At 31.3% G+C, this 19,023-nt stretch carries 19 protein-coding genes and 1 tRNA gene; 15 read left to right on the forward strand and 5 right to left on the reverse strand.

Features of this window, described 5'->3' with window-relative positions; genetic code table 11:
• The 12 genes from HMPREF2881_RS07935 to whiA all read left to right on the forward strand — a co-directional run bounded on the left by HMPREF2881_RS07935 (position 1) and on the right by whiA (position 13,977).
• Positions 1-648 (forward strand): YfbR-like 5'-deoxynucleotidase, encoded by a 648-nt coding sequence (locus HMPREF2881_RS07935; protein ID WP_002448191.1) that lies wholly within the window; start codon positions 1-3, stop codon positions 646-648.
• A gap of 5 nt (positions 649-653) precedes the next feature.
• Positions 654-881, forward strand: a complete 228-nt coding sequence (locus tag HMPREF2881_RS07940; RefSeq protein WP_002448072.1) for a CsbA family protein — start codon at positions 654-656, stop codon at positions 879-881.
• A 268-nt stretch (positions 882-1,149) separates the two neighbouring features.
• Positions 1,150-3,135: an excinuclease ABC subunit UvrB gene (uvrB, locus tag HMPREF2881_RS07945; protein WP_002448241.1), complete on the forward strand. Its 1,986-nt coding sequence runs from the start codon at positions 1,150-1,152 to the stop codon at positions 3,133-3,135.
• A gap of 7 nt (positions 3,136-3,142) precedes the next feature.
• Entirely contained in the window at positions 3,143-5,983 is a 2,841-nt protein-coding gene (uvrA, locus tag HMPREF2881_RS07950) for an excinuclease ABC subunit UvrA (RefSeq protein ID WP_002448112.1), read from the forward strand.
• A gap of 178 nt (positions 5,984-6,161) precedes the next feature.
• A complete protein-coding gene (hprK, locus tag HMPREF2881_RS07955; protein WP_002448148.1) occupies positions 6,162-7,097 on the forward strand; it encodes an HPr(Ser) kinase/phosphatase in 936 nt (311 codons plus the stop codon).
• A gap of 3 nt (positions 7,098-7,100) precedes the next feature.
• Complete coding sequence (lgt, locus tag HMPREF2881_RS07960; protein ID WP_070653685.1) at positions 7,101-7,943, forward strand: prolipoprotein diacylglyceryl transferase; 843 nt, start codon at positions 7,101-7,103, stop codon at positions 7,941-7,943.
• Positions 7,943-8,422, forward strand: coding sequence for an acyltransferase (locus tag HMPREF2881_RS07965; protein WP_002455611.1), 480 nt, complete (start codon positions 7,943-7,945; stop codon positions 8,420-8,422). The genes lgt and HMPREF2881_RS07965 overlap by 1 nt, the downstream gene beginning before the upstream one ends.
• 17 nt (positions 8,423-8,439) lie before the next feature.
• Positions 8,440-9,879, forward strand: a complete 1,440-nt coding sequence (locus tag HMPREF2881_RS07970; RefSeq protein WP_002448040.1) for a tetratricopeptide repeat protein — start codon at positions 8,440-8,442, stop codon at positions 9,877-9,879.
• 63 nt (positions 9,880-9,942) lie between these two features.
• Positions 9,943-10,884, forward strand: a complete 942-nt coding sequence (gene trxB, locus HMPREF2881_RS07975) for a thioredoxin-disulfide reductase (protein WP_002448085.1) — start codon at positions 9,943-9,945, stop codon at positions 10,882-10,884.
• Between the two features lie 153 nt (positions 10,885-11,037).
• Positions 11,038-11,952, forward strand: a complete 915-nt coding sequence (gene rapZ, locus HMPREF2881_RS07980; protein WP_002448066.1) for an RNase adapter RapZ — start codon at positions 11,038-11,040, stop codon at positions 11,950-11,952.
• Positions 11,949-12,935, forward strand: coding sequence for a gluconeogenesis factor YvcK family protein (gene yvcK / locus HMPREF2881_RS07985; RefSeq protein WP_002455608.1), 987 nt, complete (start codon positions 11,949-11,951; stop codon positions 12,933-12,935). The genes rapZ and yvcK overlap by 4 nt, the downstream gene beginning before the upstream one ends.
• Positions 12,936-13,032: 97 nt before the next feature.
• Positions 13,033-13,977 (forward strand): DNA-binding protein WhiA, encoded by a 945-nt coding sequence (gene whiA / locus HMPREF2881_RS07990; protein WP_002448139.1) that lies wholly within the window; start codon positions 13,033-13,035, stop codon positions 13,975-13,977.
• A 67-nt stretch (positions 13,978-14,044) separates the two neighbouring features.
• On the opposite strand, the gene HMPREF2881_RS07995 is transcribed toward whiA, so the two are convergent.
• A tRNA-Arg gene (locus HMPREF2881_RS07995) sits at positions 14,045-14,116 on the reverse strand.
• Positions 14,117-14,293: 177 nt separating this feature from the next.
• On the opposite strand from HMPREF2881_RS07995, the gene clpP reads away from it, so the two are divergent.
• On the forward strand, positions 14,294-14,881 hold the full coding sequence (gene clpP / locus HMPREF2881_RS08000) for an ATP-dependent Clp endopeptidase proteolytic subunit ClpP (RefSeq protein WP_002448228.1): 588 nt from the start codon (positions 14,294-14,296) through the stop codon (positions 14,879-14,881).
• A 52-nt stretch (positions 14,882-14,933) separates the two neighbouring features.
• On the opposite strand, the gene HMPREF2881_RS08005 is transcribed toward clpP, so the two are convergent.
• From HMPREF2881_RS08005 to HMPREF2881_RS11845, 3 genes are all read right to left on the reverse strand, one after another.
• The gene (locus HMPREF2881_RS08005) at positions 14,934-15,116 is read right to left on the reverse strand and encodes a hypothetical protein (RefSeq protein ID WP_002448125.1); all 183 of its coding nucleotides are present in this window, start codon (positions 15,114-15,116) and stop codon (positions 14,934-14,936) included.
• A 17-nt stretch (positions 15,117-15,133) separates the two neighbouring features.
• Positions 15,134-16,033 (reverse strand): TIGR01777 family oxidoreductase, encoded by a 900-nt coding sequence (locus HMPREF2881_RS08010; protein WP_002455607.1) that lies wholly within the window; start codon positions 16,031-16,033, stop codon positions 15,134-15,136.
• Between the two features lie 268 nt (positions 16,034-16,301).
• Positions 16,302-16,472, reverse strand: coding sequence for a hypothetical protein (locus tag HMPREF2881_RS11845; protein WP_002448117.1), 171 nt, complete (start codon positions 16,470-16,472; stop codon positions 16,302-16,304).
• A gap of 188 nt (positions 16,473-16,660) precedes the next feature.
• Between HMPREF2881_RS11845 and HMPREF2881_RS08015 the strand changes: the two genes are divergently transcribed.
• Positions 16,661-17,449 (forward strand): hypothetical protein, encoded by a 789-nt coding sequence (locus tag HMPREF2881_RS08015; protein WP_002448210.1) that lies wholly within the window; start codon positions 16,661-16,663, stop codon positions 17,447-17,449.
• 52 nt (positions 17,450-17,501) lie between these two features.
• Here HMPREF2881_RS08015 and HMPREF2881_RS08020 read toward each other — a convergent pair whose 3' ends face one another.
• Positions 17,502-17,729 (reverse strand): hypothetical protein, encoded by a 228-nt coding sequence (locus HMPREF2881_RS08020; protein ID WP_002448224.1) that lies wholly within the window; start codon positions 17,727-17,729, stop codon positions 17,502-17,504.
• Positions 17,730-17,996: 267 nt separating this feature from the next.
• Here HMPREF2881_RS08020 and HMPREF2881_RS08025 point away from each other — a divergent pair, with 267 nt between their 5' ends.
• Positions 17,997-19,016, forward strand: coding sequence for a sugar-binding transcriptional regulator (locus HMPREF2881_RS08025; RefSeq protein ID WP_002448205.1), 1,020 nt, complete (start codon positions 17,997-17,999; stop codon positions 19,014-19,016).
• The last annotated feature ends 7 nt before the right edge of the window (positions 19,017-19,023 follow it).

Raw genomic sequence — 19,023 nt, forward strand, 5'->3', positions numbered from 1 at the left:
ATGGGGGTTCATCAATACTTTAAACGTTTATCTGATCTTGAAAAATTAATAAGATTACCAGGAAAATTCAAATATTTTGAGCATAATGTTGCAGCACATTCATTTAAAGTTACTAAAATAGCTCAATACTTAGCAACAGTTGAAGAATATCATGGTAATTCAATTGATTGGAAAAGCTTGTATGAAAAAGCCCTTAACCATGATTTTGCAGAAGTATTTACAGGGGATATTAAGACACCAGTTAAATATGCAAGCAGAGAATTAAAAATGTTATTTTCTCAAGTCGAAGAAGAAATGGTAGATACGTTCATTAATGAAGAAATTCCGAAGCCATACCAAGATATTTATCGTAAAAGACTTCAAGAGGGAAAAGATGATTCTTTAGAAGGCCAAATTTTATCAGTAGCTGATAAAATTGACTTATTATATGAAACGTTTGGTGAAATTCAAAAACGTAATCCGGAAGATCTGTTTTTTGAAATTTATGAACATAGCCTAGAAACAATAATGCAATTTGATCATTTAAGTTCAGTACAAGATTTTATTGATCACGTTATACCGGAAATGCTTACGGAAAACTTTATTCCTCGTGCTGAACTACGTGAAACAACAATGACAATCTTAGAACGACGAAGAAGAAATGAGTGAATATAATGGTATGGTATACTTTAGCTGCTTTCTTTCCTTGTATCTTAGTTATTTTATTTAGTGTCATTACCAGAAGTAAATGGGTAGGCGTTATTGTAACATTGATATTAATTGCCGCTTCAGTGTATAAAGGATTTTTTCATAATGAATGGATTATATTTTTAGATGTAGTATCTATCCTAGCTGGTTATGTGATTATTGATAATTTAGAATTTCACAAACATCAAGATTAAGCCAAAAAAATTGCAGTACTATACCATTTGTTTTATATTATTAATACATATCTAATAAAAATACGTCAACATATTAAGATGAGGCATAAATATAGAAATGAATTTATATTTGTGTCTCATCTTTTATATATGTATAAAAAATGATGGCAAACGTAAGCGAACAAACGTTTGTTTTTTTATTCGCTTTTTTGTTAAAATAAGTATAAATAGTATTATTTTTACTGAAATAAACAATTAATAAAAATAAACTGAGGAGGCGCTTGAAAGAATGGTAGAACATCATCCTTTTAAATTAAATTCTGAATTTGAACCACAAGGGGACCAGCCTCAAGCCATAAAAAAAATCGTTGAAGGTGTTAAAGCTGGTAAACGTCATCAAACATTACTTGGTGCAACGGGTACTGGTAAAACATTTACCATGAGTAATGTTATTAAAGAAGTTGGAAAACCTACATTAATTATAGCGCATAATAAAACGTTAGCAGGTCAATTGTATAGTGAATTTAAAGAGTTCTTTCCTGAAAATAGGGTAGAATATTTCGTGAGTTACTACGATTATTATCAACCTGAAGCATATGTACCATCAACGGATACATTTATCGAAAAAGACGCCTCAATTAACGATGAAATTGATCAGTTACGACATTCAGCTACAAGTGCTTTATTCGAACGTGATGATGTGATTATTATTGCAAGTGTAAGTTGTATTTATGGTTTAGGTAATCCAGAAGAATACAAAGACTTAGTTGTTAGCGTTCGAGTAGGAATGGAAATGGATAGAAGTGAGCTTCTTCGAAAATTAGTCGATGTTCAGTATTCAAGGAACGACATCGATTTTCAACGTGGTACATTTAGAGTAAGAGGAGATGTTGTAGAAATCTTTCCTGCTTCAAGAGAAGAAATGTGTATCCGAGTGGAATTCTTTGGCGATGAAGTTGATAGAATCAGAGAAGTAAATTATCTAACTGGTGAAGTGATACGTGAAAGAGAACATTTTGCCATATTCCCTGCTTCCCACTTTGTTACTAGAGAAGAAAAAATGAAAGTCGCTATTGAACGTATTGAAAAAGAACTTGAAGAGCGATTAAAAGAATTGAAAGCTGAAAATAAATTATTAGAAGCACAACGTCTAGAACAACGTACAAATTATGACTTAGAAATGATGAGAGAGATGGGCTTTTGTTCTGGAATAGAGAATTATTCTGTTCATTTAACATTAAGACCACTTGGTTCCACACCTTATACTTTACTTGATTATTTTGGTGATGATTGGCTTGTAATGATAGATGAGTCGCACGTGACGTTACCACAAATTAGAGGTATGTTTAATGGAGACCAAGCACGTAAAAAAGTACTCGTAGATCATGGTTTCCGTTTACCAAGTGCTATGGATAACCGTCCGCTTAAATTTGAAGAATTTGAACAAAAAACTAAACAGCTCGTTTATGTTTCAGCAACACCTGGTCCATATGAAATTGAACATACTGATAAAATGGTAGAACAAATTATTCGACCAACTGGTTTATTAGATCCTAAAATTGATGTTCGACCTACGAAGAATCAAATTGATGATTTACTCAGTGAAATTCAAGAAAGAATTGATAGGAATGAACGTGTACTTGTCACAACCTTAACTAAAAAAATGAGTGAAGATTTGACAACATATATGAAAGAGGCAGGAATTAAAGTGAATTATCTTCATTCTGAAATCAAAACACTTGAACGTATAGAAATTATACGTGATTTAAGAATGGGCACATATGATGCTGTAGTAGGTATCAATTTGCTTAGAGAGGGTATTGATATACCTGAAGTGTCGTTAGTAGTTATTTTAGATGCAGATAAAGAAGGATTTTTACGTTCAAATCGTTCACTTATTCAAACTATCGGACGTGCTGCACGTAACGATAAAGGAGAAGTTATCATGTATGCCGATAAGATAACAGACTCTATGCAGTACGCAATTGATGAAACACAGCGTCGTCGAGAAATACAAATGACACATAACGAAAAATATGGTATTACTCCTAAAACAATCAATAAAAAAATACATGATGTCATTAGTGCTACAGTGGATAATGATGAAACAAATGAAAAGCAACAAACTGAAGTACCTAAGAAAATGACAAAGAAAGAACGTCAGAAAACAATTGAAAATATTGAAAAAGAAATGAAAAAAGCAGCTAAAGATTTAGACTTTGAAAGAGCAACAGAATTGAGAGATATGTTATTTGAACTAAAAGCAGAAGGGTGATTATTACATGAAAGGTCCAAGTATCGTAGTTAAAGGTGCAAGAGCACATAACTTAAAAGATATCGATATTGAGTTACCAAAGAACAAACTTATAGTGATGACTGGTCTCTCTGGGTCGGGAAAATCATCACTTGCATTTGACACAATATATGCTGAAGGACAACGTCGCTATGTAGAATCGTTAAGTGCCTACGCACGACAATTTTTAGGACAAATGGATAAGCCAGATGTTGATACCATTGAGGGACTATCACCTGCAATTTCAATTGACCAAAAAACGACAAGTAAAAACCCGCGTTCTACAGTAGCTACTGTGACTGAAATATATGATTACATTCGATTATTATATGCACGTGTGGGGAAAGCATTTTGTCCATATCATGGAATCGAAATTGAATCGCAAACCGTGCAGCAAATGGTAGATCGTATATTAGAATTAGAAGAAAGAACTAAAATTCAAATTTTAGCTCCTTTAGTTTCACATAGAAAAGGGAGCCATGAAAAATTAATTGAAGATATTGGCAAAAAGGGATATGTCAGATTACGTGTCGATGGTGAAGTGGTCGATGTAAACGAGGTTCCTGCACTAGATAAAAATAAAAATCATACTATTGAAGTAGTTGTAGATCGTTTAGTTGTAAAATCAGGAATAGAAACAAGATTAGCAGATTCAATAGAAACAAGTTTAGAGCTAGGTGAAGGAAACCTTACTGTTGATGTCATTGGTGGAGAAGAGCTCAAATTCTCTGAAAATCATGCTTGTCCAATTTGTGGATTTTCTATAGGTGAATTAGAACCTAGAATGTTTAGTTTTAATAGCCCATTCGGTGCTTGTCCAACATGTGATGGATTAGGTCAAAGACTTACAGTAGATCTAGATTTGGTTGTTCCTGATACTAATAAAACTTTAAATGAAGGTGCGATTGAACCTTGGGAGCCTACAAGTTCCGACTTTTATCCAACATTATTAAAACGAGTATGTGAAGTTTATAAAATTAATATGGATAAGCCATATAAAAAATTGACTGATAGACAAAAAGATATTCTTATGAATGGGTCAGGCGATAAAGAAATTGAGTTTTCATTTCATAGTCGAAATGGAGGCACACGTCGTAGAAAAATGAAATTTGAAGGCGTAGTCCCTAATATAGATCGACGTTATCACGAATCACCATCAGAATATACACGTGAAATGATGAGTAGATATATGACTGAACTTCCATGTGAAACATGTCACGGTAAACGTTTAAGTAAAGAAGCACTTTCAGTATATGTTGGTGGATACAATATTGGCGAAGTTGTAGAATATTCAATTAAAAATGCACTCAAATTTTATGAGAATATAGAGTTATCAGAGCAAGACAAAGCGATTGCTAAACAAATTTTAATTGAGATTATTTCAAGATTAACATTCTTAAATAATGTAGGGCTTGATTATTTAACACTGAATCGTTCTTCAGGAACACTATCAGGTGGAGAAGCACAACGTATTCGTCTTGCTACTCAAATTGGATCACGATTGACAGGCGTGCTTTATGTATTGGACGAACCTTCTATCGGATTACATCAACGCGATAATGATCGTTTAATCAATACATTAAAAGAGATGAGAGATTTAGGTAACACACTAATTGTAGTTGAACATGATGACGATACGATGAGAGCAGCCGATTACCTTGTTGATGTCGGACCTGGTGCAGGTAATCATGGCGGTGAAATTGTCTCAAGTGGGACTCCTAAAAAGGTAATGAAAGACAAGAAATCCTTAACTGGTCAATATTTGAGCGGTAAAAAACGTATTGACGTCCCGGAACATCGCAGAGAAGTTACGAATCGTAAAATCTCAATTAAAGGTGCAAAAAGTAATAATTTAAAAGATGTTGATGTAGATATTCCATTGTCAGTAATGACGGTTGTAACAGGTGTTTCTGGATCAGGTAAAAGTTCATTAGTTAATGAAGTGTTATATAAATCATTAGCTCAAACAATTAATAATTCTAAAGTTAAACCTGGAGAGTATGATGAGATCAAAGGTATTGATCAATTAGATAAGATTATAGATATTGATCAATCACCTATAGGAAGAACACCACGTTCTAACCCGGCGACATATACAGGTGTATTTGATGACATTAGAGATGTTTTTGCTCAAACGAATGAAGCTAAAATTAGAGGATATCAAAAAGGACGCTTTAGTTTTAATGTTAAAGGTGGTCGTTGTGAAGCTTGTAAAGGCGATGGCATTATTAAAATAGAAATGCACTTCTTACCAGATGTATATGTGCCATGCGAAGTGTGTGATGGCAAACGATACAATAGAGAAACTTTAGAAGTCACATATAAAGGAAAAAATATTGCAGATGTATTAGCAATGACAGTAGAAGAAGCGACTTATTTCTTTGAAAATATTCCTAAAATTCATAGAAAATTACAAACACTTGTAGATGTAGGATTAGGCTATATTACTCTAGGGCAACAAGCAACCACACTTTCTGGTGGGGAAGCACAACGTGTGAAACTGGCTTCAGAATTACACAAACGTTCTACAGGACGATCAATTTATATCTTAGATGAACCTACTACAGGTCTTCATGTTGACGATATCAGTCGATTATTAAAAGTATTAAATCGCCTTGTGGAAAATGGAGATACAGTGGTTATTATTGAACATAATTTAGATGTTATTAAAACATCAGATTATATTATAGATTTAGGACCAGAAGGCGGAGAAGGTGGCGGTACTATCGTTGCAACTGGAACGCCAGAAGACATTGCAAGTGTGGAAGCTTCTTATACAGGTAAGTACTTAAAAACAGTGTTAGAACGTGATAAAGTGCGAGATGAATAAAATAGAATTTAATGTGCGATAGTGCTTTTTTAGAGTATAAATGAAGTAGAATATCATTTTAATGGTTTTGAAAAAAGGAGTAGAAAAATAATTTTCTACTCCTTTTTTATATAACATATTGTTATATTTTTGATATGATAAGAGATGAATTAATTCAAGGGAATTTTGAGGTGAACTCATGTTAACGACAGAGAGATTGGTTAAAGTATTAAAACTGAAGCTATTTACTGGAGAAAAAGGATTAAATAAAACAATTAAAAATATTGATATTTCTAGACCTGGTTTAGAAATGGCAGGTTATTTTTCTCATTATGCAGCAAATCGTATTCAATTATTAGGTACCACTGAATTATCATTTTACAATTTATTACCAGATGAAGAAAGACGAGGACGAATGAGAAAATTATGTCGTCCTGAAACCCCAGCAATTATTGTGACAAGAGGATTAGAGCCTCCTCAGGAACTGATTGAAGCGGCTCAAGAAATGGAGACACCTTTGATTGTTTCTAAAGATGCTACGACAAGTTTAATGAGTCGATTAACGACATTTTTAGAACATGAGTTAGCTAAAACGACCTCTCTACACGGCGTTTTAGTAGACGTATATGGTGTAGGCGTATTGATTACAGGAGACTCTGGCATCGGAAAAAGTGAAACAGCATTAGAATTAGTAAAACGAGGTCATCGTTTAGTAGCAGATGATAATGTTGAAATTCGCGAAATTACGAAAGACGAATTGATTGGTACACCACCTAAGTTAATTGAACATTTATTAGAAATACGTGGACTAGGAATTATCAATGTCATGACTTTATTTGGAGCGGGGTCAATTCTAACCCAAAAACAAATACGGTTAAATATAAATCTTGAAAATTGGGATAAGAATAAATTATATGATCGCGTTGGCTTAAATGAAGAAACGTTAAAGATTTTAGATACGGAAATAACTAAAAAAACAATCCCTGTAAGACCAGGAAGAAACGTTGCTGTTATTATAGAAGTAGCTGCAATGAATTATCGTTTAAATATCATGGGTATTAATACAGCTGAAGAATTTAATCAACGTTTAAATGAAGAAATTCTCAAGAATGGGAATCAGAATGAAGGGATATAGTATATGTTTTTTAATTTGAATTATATCAATCCTACTGCTATCGATATAGGTCCTTTATCGATAAAATGGTATGGAATTATTATTGCAGTAGGAATATTGATTGGATATTTTATTGCTCAAGAAAGCTTGAAATCTATAGGATTACATAAAGATACATTAGTAGATATTATTTTTTATTGTGCAATTTTCGGATTTCTAGTTGCAAGAATTTATTTTGTTATATTTCAATGGCCTTATTATATGGAAAATCCATCAGAAATACCTAAAATTTGGCATGGCGGGATAGCTATTCACGGTGGATTAATAGGTGGCTTTATTACTGGAATTATTCTATGTAAATTGAAAAATCTTAATCCTTTTCAAATTGGAGATATTGTTGCACCAAGCATTATATTAGCTCAAGGTATAGGGCGATGGGGCAATTTTATGAATCATGAAGCTCATGGCGGACCAGTATCAAGAACATTTCTAGAAAATATGCATATTCCAGAATTTATTATTCGAAATATGTATATTGAAGGTGTATACTATCATCCTACTTTTTTATATGAATCTATTTGGGATATACTTGGTTTTATTATATTAATTACTCTTAGAAAGTACCTACGCGTTGGAGAAACATTTTCATTATATCTCATTTGGTATTCAATAGGGCGCTTCTTCGTTGAAGGATTACGAACAGACAGTTTAATGTTAACAAGTCATATTCGCGTAGCTCAACTTGTTTCAATTATTTTAATTATTATTGGTATGACTTTGATTATCTATCATCGAATAAAATATCAACCAGCTATTTATAAAAATGCTGGACCATTAACTTGGAATTCAAGAGGGAAAGTAAAATAATGAGACGATTAACTATTATTAATACACAGTCGATGAATCCCTTATGGCGCATTTACCAATTTGTTCGTTTTTCTAAAGTGTTAAAAAATACAGTAATAATAGAAATAAGTCGATTTATTCCTTTTTTAAATGTGAAACGATATGTTTATATTCATTTCTTGAAGATGTCAATTGGGGAACGAACTGCATTTGCCTATAAGGTAATGCCTGATATTTTTCATCCCCAGTTAATATCTATTGGCAGTAATACTGTTATTGGTTATAATACAACAATATTAACGCATGAAATTTTAGTAAATGAGTATCGTTATGGACGAGTGGACATTGGTTCTCATACTTTAATTGGAGCAAATGTGACCATTTTACCTGGAGTGAAAATCGGTCATAACGTTATGATTAAAGCAGGTACTATCGTCTCTAAAGATGTTCCCAATGATACTATTGCTTTTGGAAACCCCATGCAAATTCATAATAAATAAGAAAGTGGTGACAAAGCATGGCACGAAAGGAACAAAAAATTATTCCAATGACTTTTGATGAGAATTTTTATCGAAAGATGGCAGATCAAAAATATAAACAGAGAAATTATAGAAAAGCAGCTGAATATTATGGAAATGTGCTAGATTTGTCACCTGAAGATTTTGATATAAAACTTAAGTATGCCGATTGTTTAAATGAATTGAATTTGAATAAAAAAGCAGAAAAAATGTTTTATGAAAGCATTATAAATGATCATAATGTATCAGAAAGTTATTATCAATTGAGTCAGCTGAATATTAAACTTAATGAGCCAAACAAGGCCTTCTTGTTTGGTATTAATTATGTAGTTTTATCAAATGATGATTCTTTTAGAGAAGAATTAGAAAACATGTTCGAAGTTTCTTATATTGAAGAAAATAAAATTGAAATGGAAGCACAATTATTTGCAGTTCAATTATTATTTCAATATTTATTCGCTCAAGGACGGTTACAAGAAGCACGAACGTATATTTTAAAACAAAACGATGATATTCAGTCGCATCGCGTTATTAGAAATTTACTAGCAATGTGTTATCTTTATTTGAGTGAATATGAGATTGCTAAAGAATTATTCGAAACATTGCTTGCTGAAGATAACTCGGATGTTCATGCACTATGTCATTATACATTGCTATTATATAATACTAATGAAACAGAGAAGTATCACAAATATATAAAAATATTAAATAAAGTGATGCCGATGAATGAAGATGAAAGTTTTAAGTTAGGTATTGTACTAAGTTATCTTAAACAGTACAAAGCGTCTCAACAACTTTTATTACCTTTATATAAAAAGGGTAAGTTTGTTTCAGTTCAAATGTTTAATGCTTTAAGTTATAACTATTATTACTTAGGAAATAAAGAACAAAGTAAACTATTTTGGGATAAATTATTGCAAATTTCTGAAGTAAATGTGGGGTATGCCCCATGGGTATTAGAAGAAAGTAAATACACATTTGAACAAAAAATATTACCTTTATTATTAGATGATGACAGTCATTATCGATTATATGGCGTATTTTTATTAAATCAGTTAAATGGAAAAGAAATACTAATGACTGAAGACATTTGGTCAGTATTGGAAAACATGAATGACTATGAAAAGTTATATTTAACTTACTTAGTTCAAGGATTACATTTAAATAAGCTTGATTTTATTCATAAAGGCTTAAAGAAAATATATGACGTTGAAGAACTATCGTTTGATACAGAATTATTTGTCAGTTGGATTGATAAAGGAGAAGCTTTAATCGTTGAAGGCGTTAATTTTAAAGAGTTAAATAGATATATTGCGGCACATGTTTATTTATATTATCGTTATCATAAAAAGCATATAACTAAAAAGAAAATTATTGAAATTTTTAATACTACAAGATATAAATTAGATAACGCAATTGATAAATTATTGAGCATATAAATTTATGAAAAGCAAATAATACTATATAATGCGCGTATTAATATAAATGTAGGAGGTATAAAAATGAACGAAGTAGATTTTGATGTTGCGATAATTGGGGCTGGACCAGCTGGAATGACTGCTGCAGTTTATGCATCACGTGCAAATCTAAATACAGTGATGATTGAACGCGGTATGCCTGGAGGACAAATGGCAAATACGGAAGAAGTTGAAAATTTTCCAGGCTTTGAAATGATTACAGGTCCAGATTTATCAACAAAAATGTTTGAACATGCGAAAAAATTTGGTGCTTCTTATCAATATGGAGATATCAAATCAATTGAAGATAATGGCGATCACAAAGTGATTAATCTAGGAAATAAAACAATAACAGCTAGAGCAGTGATTATTTCAACAGGTGCAGAATATAAAAAAATTGGTGTCCCTGGTGAACAAGAATTAGGTGGTCGTGGTGTAAGTTATTGTGCAGTATGTGATGGCGCATTCTTTAAAAACAAAAATATATTTGTTATTGGTGGCGGCGACTCAGCGGTAGAAGAGGGTGCATTCCTTACTAAATTCGCTGATAAAGTAACAATTGTTCATCGAAGAGACGAACTAAGAGCCCAAAAAATTCTACAAGATCGTGCATTTAAAAATGAAAAAATTGATTTTATTTGGAGTCACACTTTGAAATCAATTAATGAAAAAGATGGAAAAGTAGGATCTGTAACGTTAGTTTCAACAAAAGATGCGTCTGAGCAAACGTTAGATGCAGACGGTGTTTTTATTTATATTGGTATGAAACCTCTAACAGCACCATTTAATAATTTAGGTATTACAAATGATATGGGCTATATTATTACAAAAGATGATATGACTACTTCTGTACCAGGGATTTTTGCAGCTGGAGACGTGAGAGATAAAGGATTACGTCAAATCGTAACTGCTACAGGTGATGGTAGTATTGCTGCACAAAGTGCAATTGATTATATCGAAGAATTAAATGATAAAGAAGAAGCTTAAGATATTAATTAAAGCTAGAATAATCACTTCTGATAGAAGTATTATTACTAGCTTTTTTCTTAGCAGTAAAGTCGATATAAATTGTTAGCAATGTAAAAATATATGCTATGATGTTATATAAATATATGTATGCTTAAATGGATGGTGCTTAGAATGGTTAATCAAATAAATGATGAAATGAGCAAAAGTGAACTATTAGTTATTACGGGATTGTCTGGCGCTGGTAAATCATTAGTTATTCAATGTTTAGAAGATATTGGCTTTTTCTGTGTAGATAATTTACCGCCTATATTACTACCTAAACTTGTGGAGTTAATGGAGCAAGGTAATCCTTCACTTCAAAAAGTAGCAATTGCAATTGATTTAAGAGGAAAAGAGTTATTTAAATCACTTGTAGATGAAATTGATGCAATTAAAACGCGAAATGATGTTATTGTAGATATTATGTTTTTAGAAGCTACAACTGAAAAATTAATTTCTAGATATAAAGAATCACGTAGAGCGCACCCTTTAAATCAAAATGGTCAAATGTCTTTAATTGATTCAATTCTAGAAGAACAACAATTGCTTTCAAATATTAGGTCAATAGCGAATTACATTATTGATACTACAGAGTTAAAGCCTAAAGAATTAAAAGAAAGAATCAAACGTCGTTTCGCCAATGAAAAAATGAATTCATTTAGTATTAATGTAACTAGTTTTGGATTTAAACATGGTATTCAGAAAGATGCTGATTTAGTATTCGATGTACGCTTTTTACCTAATCCATATTATGTTGAAGACTTGAGACCGATGACTGGAGAAGATGAAGCAGTTTATAATTATGTGATGAAATGGAAAGAAACTAAAACTTTCTTTGAAAAACTAATGGATTTACTTATTTTTATGATTCCAGGTTATAAAAAAGAGGGTAAATCGCAACTGGTTATAGCAATAGGGTGTACCGGCGGACAACATCGCTCTGTAGCCTTAGCTAAGCGTATCGGAGAAGAGTTAAATGATATATTTGATTATAATGTGTATGTTCATCATAGAGATGCACATATTGAAAGTGGCGTGAAGAAATGAAACAGTTGAAAGTAGTACTAATCGGAGGAGGTACGGGACTCTCAGTACTAGCTAGAGGATTACGAGAATATCCAATAGATATCACTGCTATTGTTACAGTCGCAGATGATGGTGGTAGTACAGGTAAAATTAGGGATGAAATGTCTATTCCTGCTCCAGGAGATATTAGAAATGTCATTGCAGCGCTAAGTGATGCGGAACCTATTCTAGAAGAATTATTTCAGTATCGTTTTGAAGAACATCAAATTGAAGGTCACTCATTAGGTAATTTATTACTTGCAGCACTCACAAATATAAAAAATGACTTTGGTCATGCAGTGAAAGAATTAAGTAAAATTTTAAACATTAAAGGAAAAGTGATTCCATCTACTAATACTAATGTTATGTTAAATGCTGTATTAGAAGATGGTGAGATTGTTGAAGGTGAATCTAAAATACCTAAAAAAAATAAAAAAATTCGACGTGTCTATTTAGAACCATCTAATGTAGAACCCATGCAGGAAGCTGTTGATGCTTTACAAGAAGCGGATTTAATTGTTCTAGGTCCTGGTTCACTGTATACGAGTGTAATTTCAAATTTGTGTATTGAAGGTATTTCTAAAGCAATAATAAGTTCACAAGCACCGAAATTATACATATCTAATATTATGACTCAACCAGGAGAAACAAATGATTATGATGTCTACGATCATATTAAAGCTATTCATCAACATGCTGGAGAACCATTTATTGATTATGTTATTTGTAGTAATGATGCATTTGATGAACAGATTCTTCAACGATATAAAGAACGTAATGCTCATCCTGTTAATATGAATAAAATAAAATTAACAGAAAATCATATTAAAATGATTACTTCTAAAAATCTTGTAGAAGTTTATGACCACGTCCTCGTTCGTCATAATACAAAGGTGCTTGCTAACCTTATATATGATTTAGCACTTGAATTAACAAGTACAATTCAATTTAAACCTAAAAAATAAATTTTAATGAATTTAAAAATAATTTGATATAGAGTGTTATATATTTTGAGATGTTAATTACATATAATAATGATGATGAGAAAAGGAGGGAGCATCAATGAGTTTTGCATCAGATATGAAAAGTGAATTGACCCGTATTGAAGTCGATGAAAGTAATGCTAAAGCTGAACTTAGCGCTTTGATTCGGATGAACGGTGCACTCAGTTTATCTAATCAACAATTTGTAATTAATGTTCAAACTGAAAATGCGACTACGGCTCGAAGAATATATTCATTAATTAAGCGTATTTTTAATGTGGAAGTAGAAATTTTAGTACGAAAAAAAATGAAATTAAAAAAGAATAATATCTATATTTGTCGAACTAAAGTACGTGTTAAAGAAATACTTGATGAATTAGGTATTTTAAAAAATGGTATTTTTGTTCATGATATTGATGCGAGTATGATTAAAGATGATGAAATGCGTAGAAGCTATTTAAGGGGAGCATTTTTAGCGGGTGGATCAGTAAACAACCCAGAAACCTCTTCCTACCATTTAGAAATTTTTTCTCAATATGAAGGGCATGCTGAGGGATTAACTAAACTAATGAACAGTTATGGATTAAATGCTAAGCATTTAGAACGAAAAAAAGGAAGTATCTCTTATTTGAAAGAAGCGGAGAAAATTTCTGAGTTTTTAAGTTTGATAGGGGGGTACCAAGCACTATTAAAATTTGAAGATGTAAGAATAGTGAGAGATATGAGAAACTCTGTCAATAGACTAGTAAATTGTGAAACAGCTAATTTAAATAAAACTGTGAGTGCAGCTATGAAACAAGTACAAAGCATTCAATTAATTGATGAAGAAATAGGTTTAGATAATTTGCCTGATCGTTTAAGAGAGATTGCAAAATTACGAGTAGAACATCAAGAAATTTCTTTGAAAGAATTAGGAGAAATGATATCAAATGGGCCTATTTCTAAATCAGGAGTAAATCATCGCTTACGAAAATTAAATGAACTCGCTGATAAAATTAGAAATGGAGAAAAAGTCGAATTATAAAATAAAATGTGTTTTAAAAAATAGGATGAAACATTAATATAACGTTTCATCCTATTTTTAATAATAGCCCCCTCGAGAGGAATCGAACCTCTATCTTAAGAACCGGAATCTTACGTGCTATCCATTACACTACGAGGAGTATAATATAAAAACTAATTTCTGTACTAAATATATAATTAACAGTACAATTTGAATATATGAATAGTGTATAAAATTATAAAACGCAACGTCAAATAAATGTAAAGGTATTATTTTTGACCATTTTTGACTTTTATTGTAAAATAAATATAACAGTTAATTACAAGGAGGAAATATAATGAATTTAATTCCTACAGTTATTGAAACAACAAATCGTGGTGAACGCGCATATGATATTTATTCTCGTCTATTAAAAGACCGCATTATTATGTTAGGCTCAGCAATTGATGATAATGTTGCAAATTCAATTGTATCACAATTATTATTCTTACAAGCTCAAGATTCTGAAAAAGATATTTATTTATACATCAATTCTCCAGGTGGTAGTGTAACAGCAGGATTTGCTATTTACGATACAATTCAACACATTAAACCAGATGTACAAACAATTTGTATTGGTATGGCTGCGTCAATGGGATCATTCTTATTAGCAGCTGGTACAAAAGGTAAACGTTTTGCCTTACCAAACGCTGAAGTTATGATTCATCAACCATTAGGTGGCGCTCAAGGTCAAGCGACAGAAATTGAAATTGCTGCTAACCATATCTTAAAAACACGTGAAAAATTAAATCGTATTTTAGCTGAACGTACAGGTCAAAATATTGAAACAATTCAAAAAGATACTGATCGTGATAACTTCTTAACTGCTGATGAAGCAAAAGAATATGGTTTAATTGATCATGTAATGCAACCTGAAGATATGTAAATAGAATTGTTTAACATGTAAAAAAGGAAGAGCATTGATGCTCTTCCTTTTTTTATGGTTTTTTAGTTTTTAATAAATAATGTATAGCTACAAACCCTAATAATAATCCTATAATAATAAAGAAGAAAGATAAAAGTACCATAATAATACTCTTTTCGAAAGCAAAGATACCATTTAAAATTAAAAATACACTAGCGATAAGTAGTAAGATATACGTTAACTTGTTGTCATTCATTACTAAATCTCCAAATACTATTCGTTAATTAAGTCTTCAAGTGCAACTTTTAAATTATTATATCTAAAATTAAACCCTAATGCTTCTAATTTATTAGGTAAGACTTTTTGAGTATCGAGAACTACTGTCGACATTTCTCCTAGTACAGCACGCATAATTAATGATGGCACCCACGTTTCATGTGGTTTATGCATCGTACGTCCAAGTGTATAACCAAATAAATTTTGACGTTCAGGAATTGGAGAAGCCATATTAAATGGACCTTTTGCATTTGATTCGTCAATTGTAAATAAAATCGCACGCACTAAGTCATCTATATGAATCCAAGAATACCATTGACGGCCAGAACCTAATTTGCCGCCTACGTAGAATTTATATGGTAGTTTCATCGTTTGAAGTGCGCCACCTTCAGAAGACAAAATCATACTAAATCTTCCCAATATAACACGTGTACCAAAATTTTCGAAACGACGAGCAAATCGTTCCCATTGATAAACGACATCTGACAGGAAATCAAAAGGAAGTGTTTGATATTGTTCTGTATAAGTTCGATGTAAACTTGGAGGATAATAACCCATAGCACTTGCATTAAAAAGCACTTCAGGTTTATGTTGACGTTGCTCAAATAAATGAACTAAAGATTCAGTCGATTGAATACGACTTGTCATAATCGTTTGTTTGTAAGAGGATGTCCAACGTTTATTTAATGTAGCTCCTGCTAAATTAATGACTACATCAATATCTGGTACTTGATTTTCCCATCCTTTTTTAGACCAGTTAACATACGTAATCTTAGGCTCATCACTTTGTTTATCACTACGAGTTAAAATTGTAATATGAGCCTCTCTTTTTTTAATTTCATTTACTAAATGACTACCTACCATTCCAGTTCCACCAGTAATTAAAAATTGTTTCATTTACTAACACCTCATTTTTTATAAAGAAAATAAATTTTTTTAATGACAATGTAGAGAAAGATGCTCAAAAAGCATTCAAGATTATGTCATTAACTTTAGAAAATACGGTCATTAAATTACCTAAATTTAGCTATAATATAAGTATAGCTTTGCTATAGAGAATAGTAGAATATTTAAAAAGTATGTTTATACTTTTAATATACTAATTTACAAAACAAAAGTCATTTTAATTTCTTTCTATTCTCTTCTCTTTCAAGTTTCTATTATATTACTTTATAAATAAGATTAAGAATAATATGATTATAGGAATTAAAATGCCAATAAATATATCAAATTTTGAGTTTTTACTTTCATCAAAATCATCATTACTTAACATCATAGATTTAATTTTATTGCTTGAATGATGTTTGAATAATGTGTTAAAAGTATCTTTTTTCATTTTGTCACTCCAAAATTTACATCATATTGATAGTGTAGTTATTTATATATGATGTTATCATGTATAATTGAATGAGTATTCCATTTATATATGTACTTAAGTATTTTTAATATTTTTTTAAAAGGAAATAATGTAAAATAGATTGCTATATTAAAGGATGAATAGATAATTAAGAAGTGAGGGAGTCCATGTCAAAAAAAAATAGAAATCTTAAAGACTATGAAGCACATGAAAAGAAAAAAATGAGTGGTATTTCTAAAATAATTAGTACACTTATTGTGCTTCTATTACTTGGTGGATTGGTGTTTGCAGTTTTTGCTTTTGTGGATAATTCAAACAGAGTCAATGAACGTTTAAATAATCAGTCAACGGAAGAACATAAAGATAAGAAAGATAAAGATACTAAAAGTAATAAAAAGAATGAAGAAAGTACGCAAGAAAATACAACAAGTGAAAACAATACAAATAATAGTAAAGAAAATAAATTAGATAACGTAAAAAATCCAAATGTAACTGATAACTATTCTAATGAGCAAAATAATTCAATAAAAGTACAACCTACTAATCAAGGTAAAACAGCACAAACGCAACAATCTTCTAAAGAAACATCTACAAAACAACCTAATACAAATCAAATTCAAAGTACTCAACAAAAAGAAAACTCACAAACTCAACAAAAAGAAAACGCACCAACTCAAGAAAAAGCAACGCAAGAAGAAACAGATAAATCAAATGAAAACACTCAGTCAAGTCAATCTTCTCGTTCTAATGATTCAACTGAAACATCACAACATAAGTCAAGTAACAATGACACAACTACTACACAAGAACGAGCTAATACAAATCAATCATCCCAAACACAAAAATCAACGATGCAACCATCTACTACTGAACCTAAAACACAATCATCTAGTTCAACTACTTCAGAATCAAAAAGTAATACCCAACAATCTCAAAGATCTTCAAACGAAGAATAAAAAAAGACCTAGGTATATACACATTTTACCATGTGTGTATCTCTAGGTTTTTTTAAAATATCCAGTTAAGCAAGAATGTTAAGATAATTGAAAGAACAATCGATATAAAAATAGAAGAGAAACAACCAAAAGGACAACCACAACCATAGTGATATCGTATTGTATTGTGATGTTCAGAAATATCTCGATATTCTTGTTCTCTTTTAAAATAGTCATCATCTTTATATCTATTATCAGAAGGATCTAAAACTTCTACATCCTTATTGTCTTTATATTTCAAAGTGATTCCTCCTATCTAGTTAATGTTTAAATTATAATTCATCATTTTTGAAAAACCTATAAGGTTAACTCTATTGCATTTACTATACCCTATTTTAAATATTTAACAGATTATTTAAAATAATAAAGGTTTTCACTTGCTTTTTTATAACGACAATAGTAGTATTGCAATTGTAAAGAGGTTGGATTTTGTCCCACCTGGGACAAAAAAAGTCAAACCCCCTCTAACTCTCGATTATCTTTTGAGAAAAATAGGAGGAAGGTAGTAGTGAAAGACCTGATTAAACTACAACAAAAGTTGGTTCCTGACTTAGTTGATAAAATGTATCGACGTTTCTCTATCTTAACGACAATTTCAAATAATGAACCTGTTGGGCGTAGAAGTTTAAGCGAACATATGGATATTACAGAAAGAGTCTTAAGAACAGAAACAGACATATTAAAAAAGCAAAATCTTATACAAGTAAAATCAACTGGTATGGAAATCACTGAAGAAGGTATAAAAGTACTTAATCAATTAAGTGATTACTTTAAAGTGTATAAAGATGATAATCATTATGCTAAACATATTAAGTCCAACTTTGGAATTAAAGAAGTATATGTCATACCTGGAAATGCTGACATGCATGAAGAAGTTAAGTCTGAGATGGGTAGACAAGCAGGTCATTTACTAGAAGATATATTGTACGAAGATGCAATTGTATCAGTGACAGGTGGATCAACAATGGCTAATGTTAGCCGAGCAATGCATTTATTACCATTTAATGTGTTTTTTGTTCCTGCACGTGGTGGTCTTGGTGAAAATATGGTTTATCAAGCAAATACAATTGCAGCAAGTATGGCACAACAAAGTGGTGGTTATTATACCACGCTATATGTACCAGATAATGTTAGCGAATCAACATATAATACATTACTGATGGAACCATCAGTTGTGCATACATTAGAAAAGATTAAACAAGCAAATATAACAATACACGGTATTGGTGATGCGCTGAAGATGGCGCACCGTAGACAATCATCTGATGAGGTGATTGAAAGACTTCAACATCATCAAGCCGTTGGAGAAGCTTTCGGATATTATTTTGACGCTCAAGGTCATGTAGTTCAAAAAGTAAAAACTATTGGATTACAACTTGAAGATTTAGAAAGCAAAGATTTTATATATGCTGTTGCTGGTGGCATGTCTAAGGGAGAAGCTATCAAAGCATATCTCAGTATTGCCCCAAAAAATACAATATTAATTACTGATGAAGCAGCAGCTAAAGTAATATTAAATAAGGAATAAAAAGTTA

The organism is Staphylococcus sp. HMSC057A08, from assembly GCF_001812925.1.
Lineage (GTDB): Bacteria > Bacillota > Bacilli > Staphylococcales > Staphylococcaceae > Staphylococcus > Staphylococcus hominis.

Bases quoted from the DNA above. Each gene is read 5' to 3' on its own strand.
- HMPREF2881_RS07970 (WP_002448040.1), top strand. From the start codon at position 8,440: ATGGCACGAAAGGAACAAAAAATTATTCCAATGACTTTTGATGAGAAT.
- rapZ (WP_002448066.1), top strand. From the start codon at position 11,038: ATGGTTAATCAAATAAATGATGAAATGAGCAAAAGTGAACTATTAGTT.
- HMPREF2881_RS07935 (WP_002448191.1), top strand. From the start codon at position 1: ATGGGGGTTCATCAATACTTTAAACGTTTATCTGATCTTGAAAAATTA.
- HMPREF2881_RS08015 (WP_002448210.1), top strand. From the start codon at position 16,661: ATGTCAAAAAAAAATAGAAATCTTAAAGACTATGAAGCACATGAAAAG.
- uvrA (WP_002448112.1), top strand. From the start codon at position 3,143: ATGAAAGGTCCAAGTATCGTAGTTAAAGGTGCAAGAGCACATAACTTA.
- trxB (WP_002448085.1), top strand. From the start codon at position 9,943: ATGAACGAAGTAGATTTTGATGTTGCGATAATTGGGGCTGGACCAGCT.
- clpP (WP_002448228.1), top strand. From the start codon at position 14,294: ATGAATTTAATTCCTACAGTTATTGAAACAACAAATCGTGGTGAACGC.
- HMPREF2881_RS11845 (WP_002448117.1), bottom strand. From the start codon at position 16,472: ATGAAAAAAGATACTTTTAACACATTATTCAAACATCATTCAAGCAAT.
- uvrB (WP_002448241.1), top strand. From the start codon at position 1,150: ATGGTAGAACATCATCCTTTTAAATTAAATTCTGAATTTGAACCACAA.
- lgt (WP_070653685.1), top strand. From the start codon at position 7,101: ATGTTTTTTAATTTGAATTATATCAATCCTACTGCTATCGATATAGGT.
- yvcK (WP_002455608.1), top strand. From the start codon at position 11,949: ATGAAACAGTTGAAAGTAGTACTAATCGGAGGAGGTACGGGACTCTCA.
- whiA (WP_002448139.1), top strand. From the start codon at position 13,033: ATGAGTTTTGCATCAGATATGAAAAGTGAATTGACCCGTATTGAAGTC.
- HMPREF2881_RS08005 (WP_002448125.1), bottom strand. From the start codon at position 15,116: ATGAATGACAACAAGTTAACGTATATCTTACTACTTATCGCTAGTGTA.
- HMPREF2881_RS07940 (WP_002448072.1), top strand. From the start codon at position 654: ATGGTATGGTATACTTTAGCTGCTTTCTTTCCTTGTATCTTAGTTATT.
- hprK (WP_002448148.1), top strand. From the start codon at position 6,162: ATGTTAACGACAGAGAGATTGGTTAAAGTATTAAAACTGAAGCTATTT.
- HMPREF2881_RS07965 (WP_002455611.1), top strand. From the start codon at position 7,943: ATGAGACGATTAACTATTATTAATACACAGTCGATGAATCCCTTATGG.
- HMPREF2881_RS08010 (WP_002455607.1), bottom strand. From the start codon at position 16,033: ATGAAACAATTTTTAATTACTGGTGGAACTGGAATGGTAGGTAGTCAT.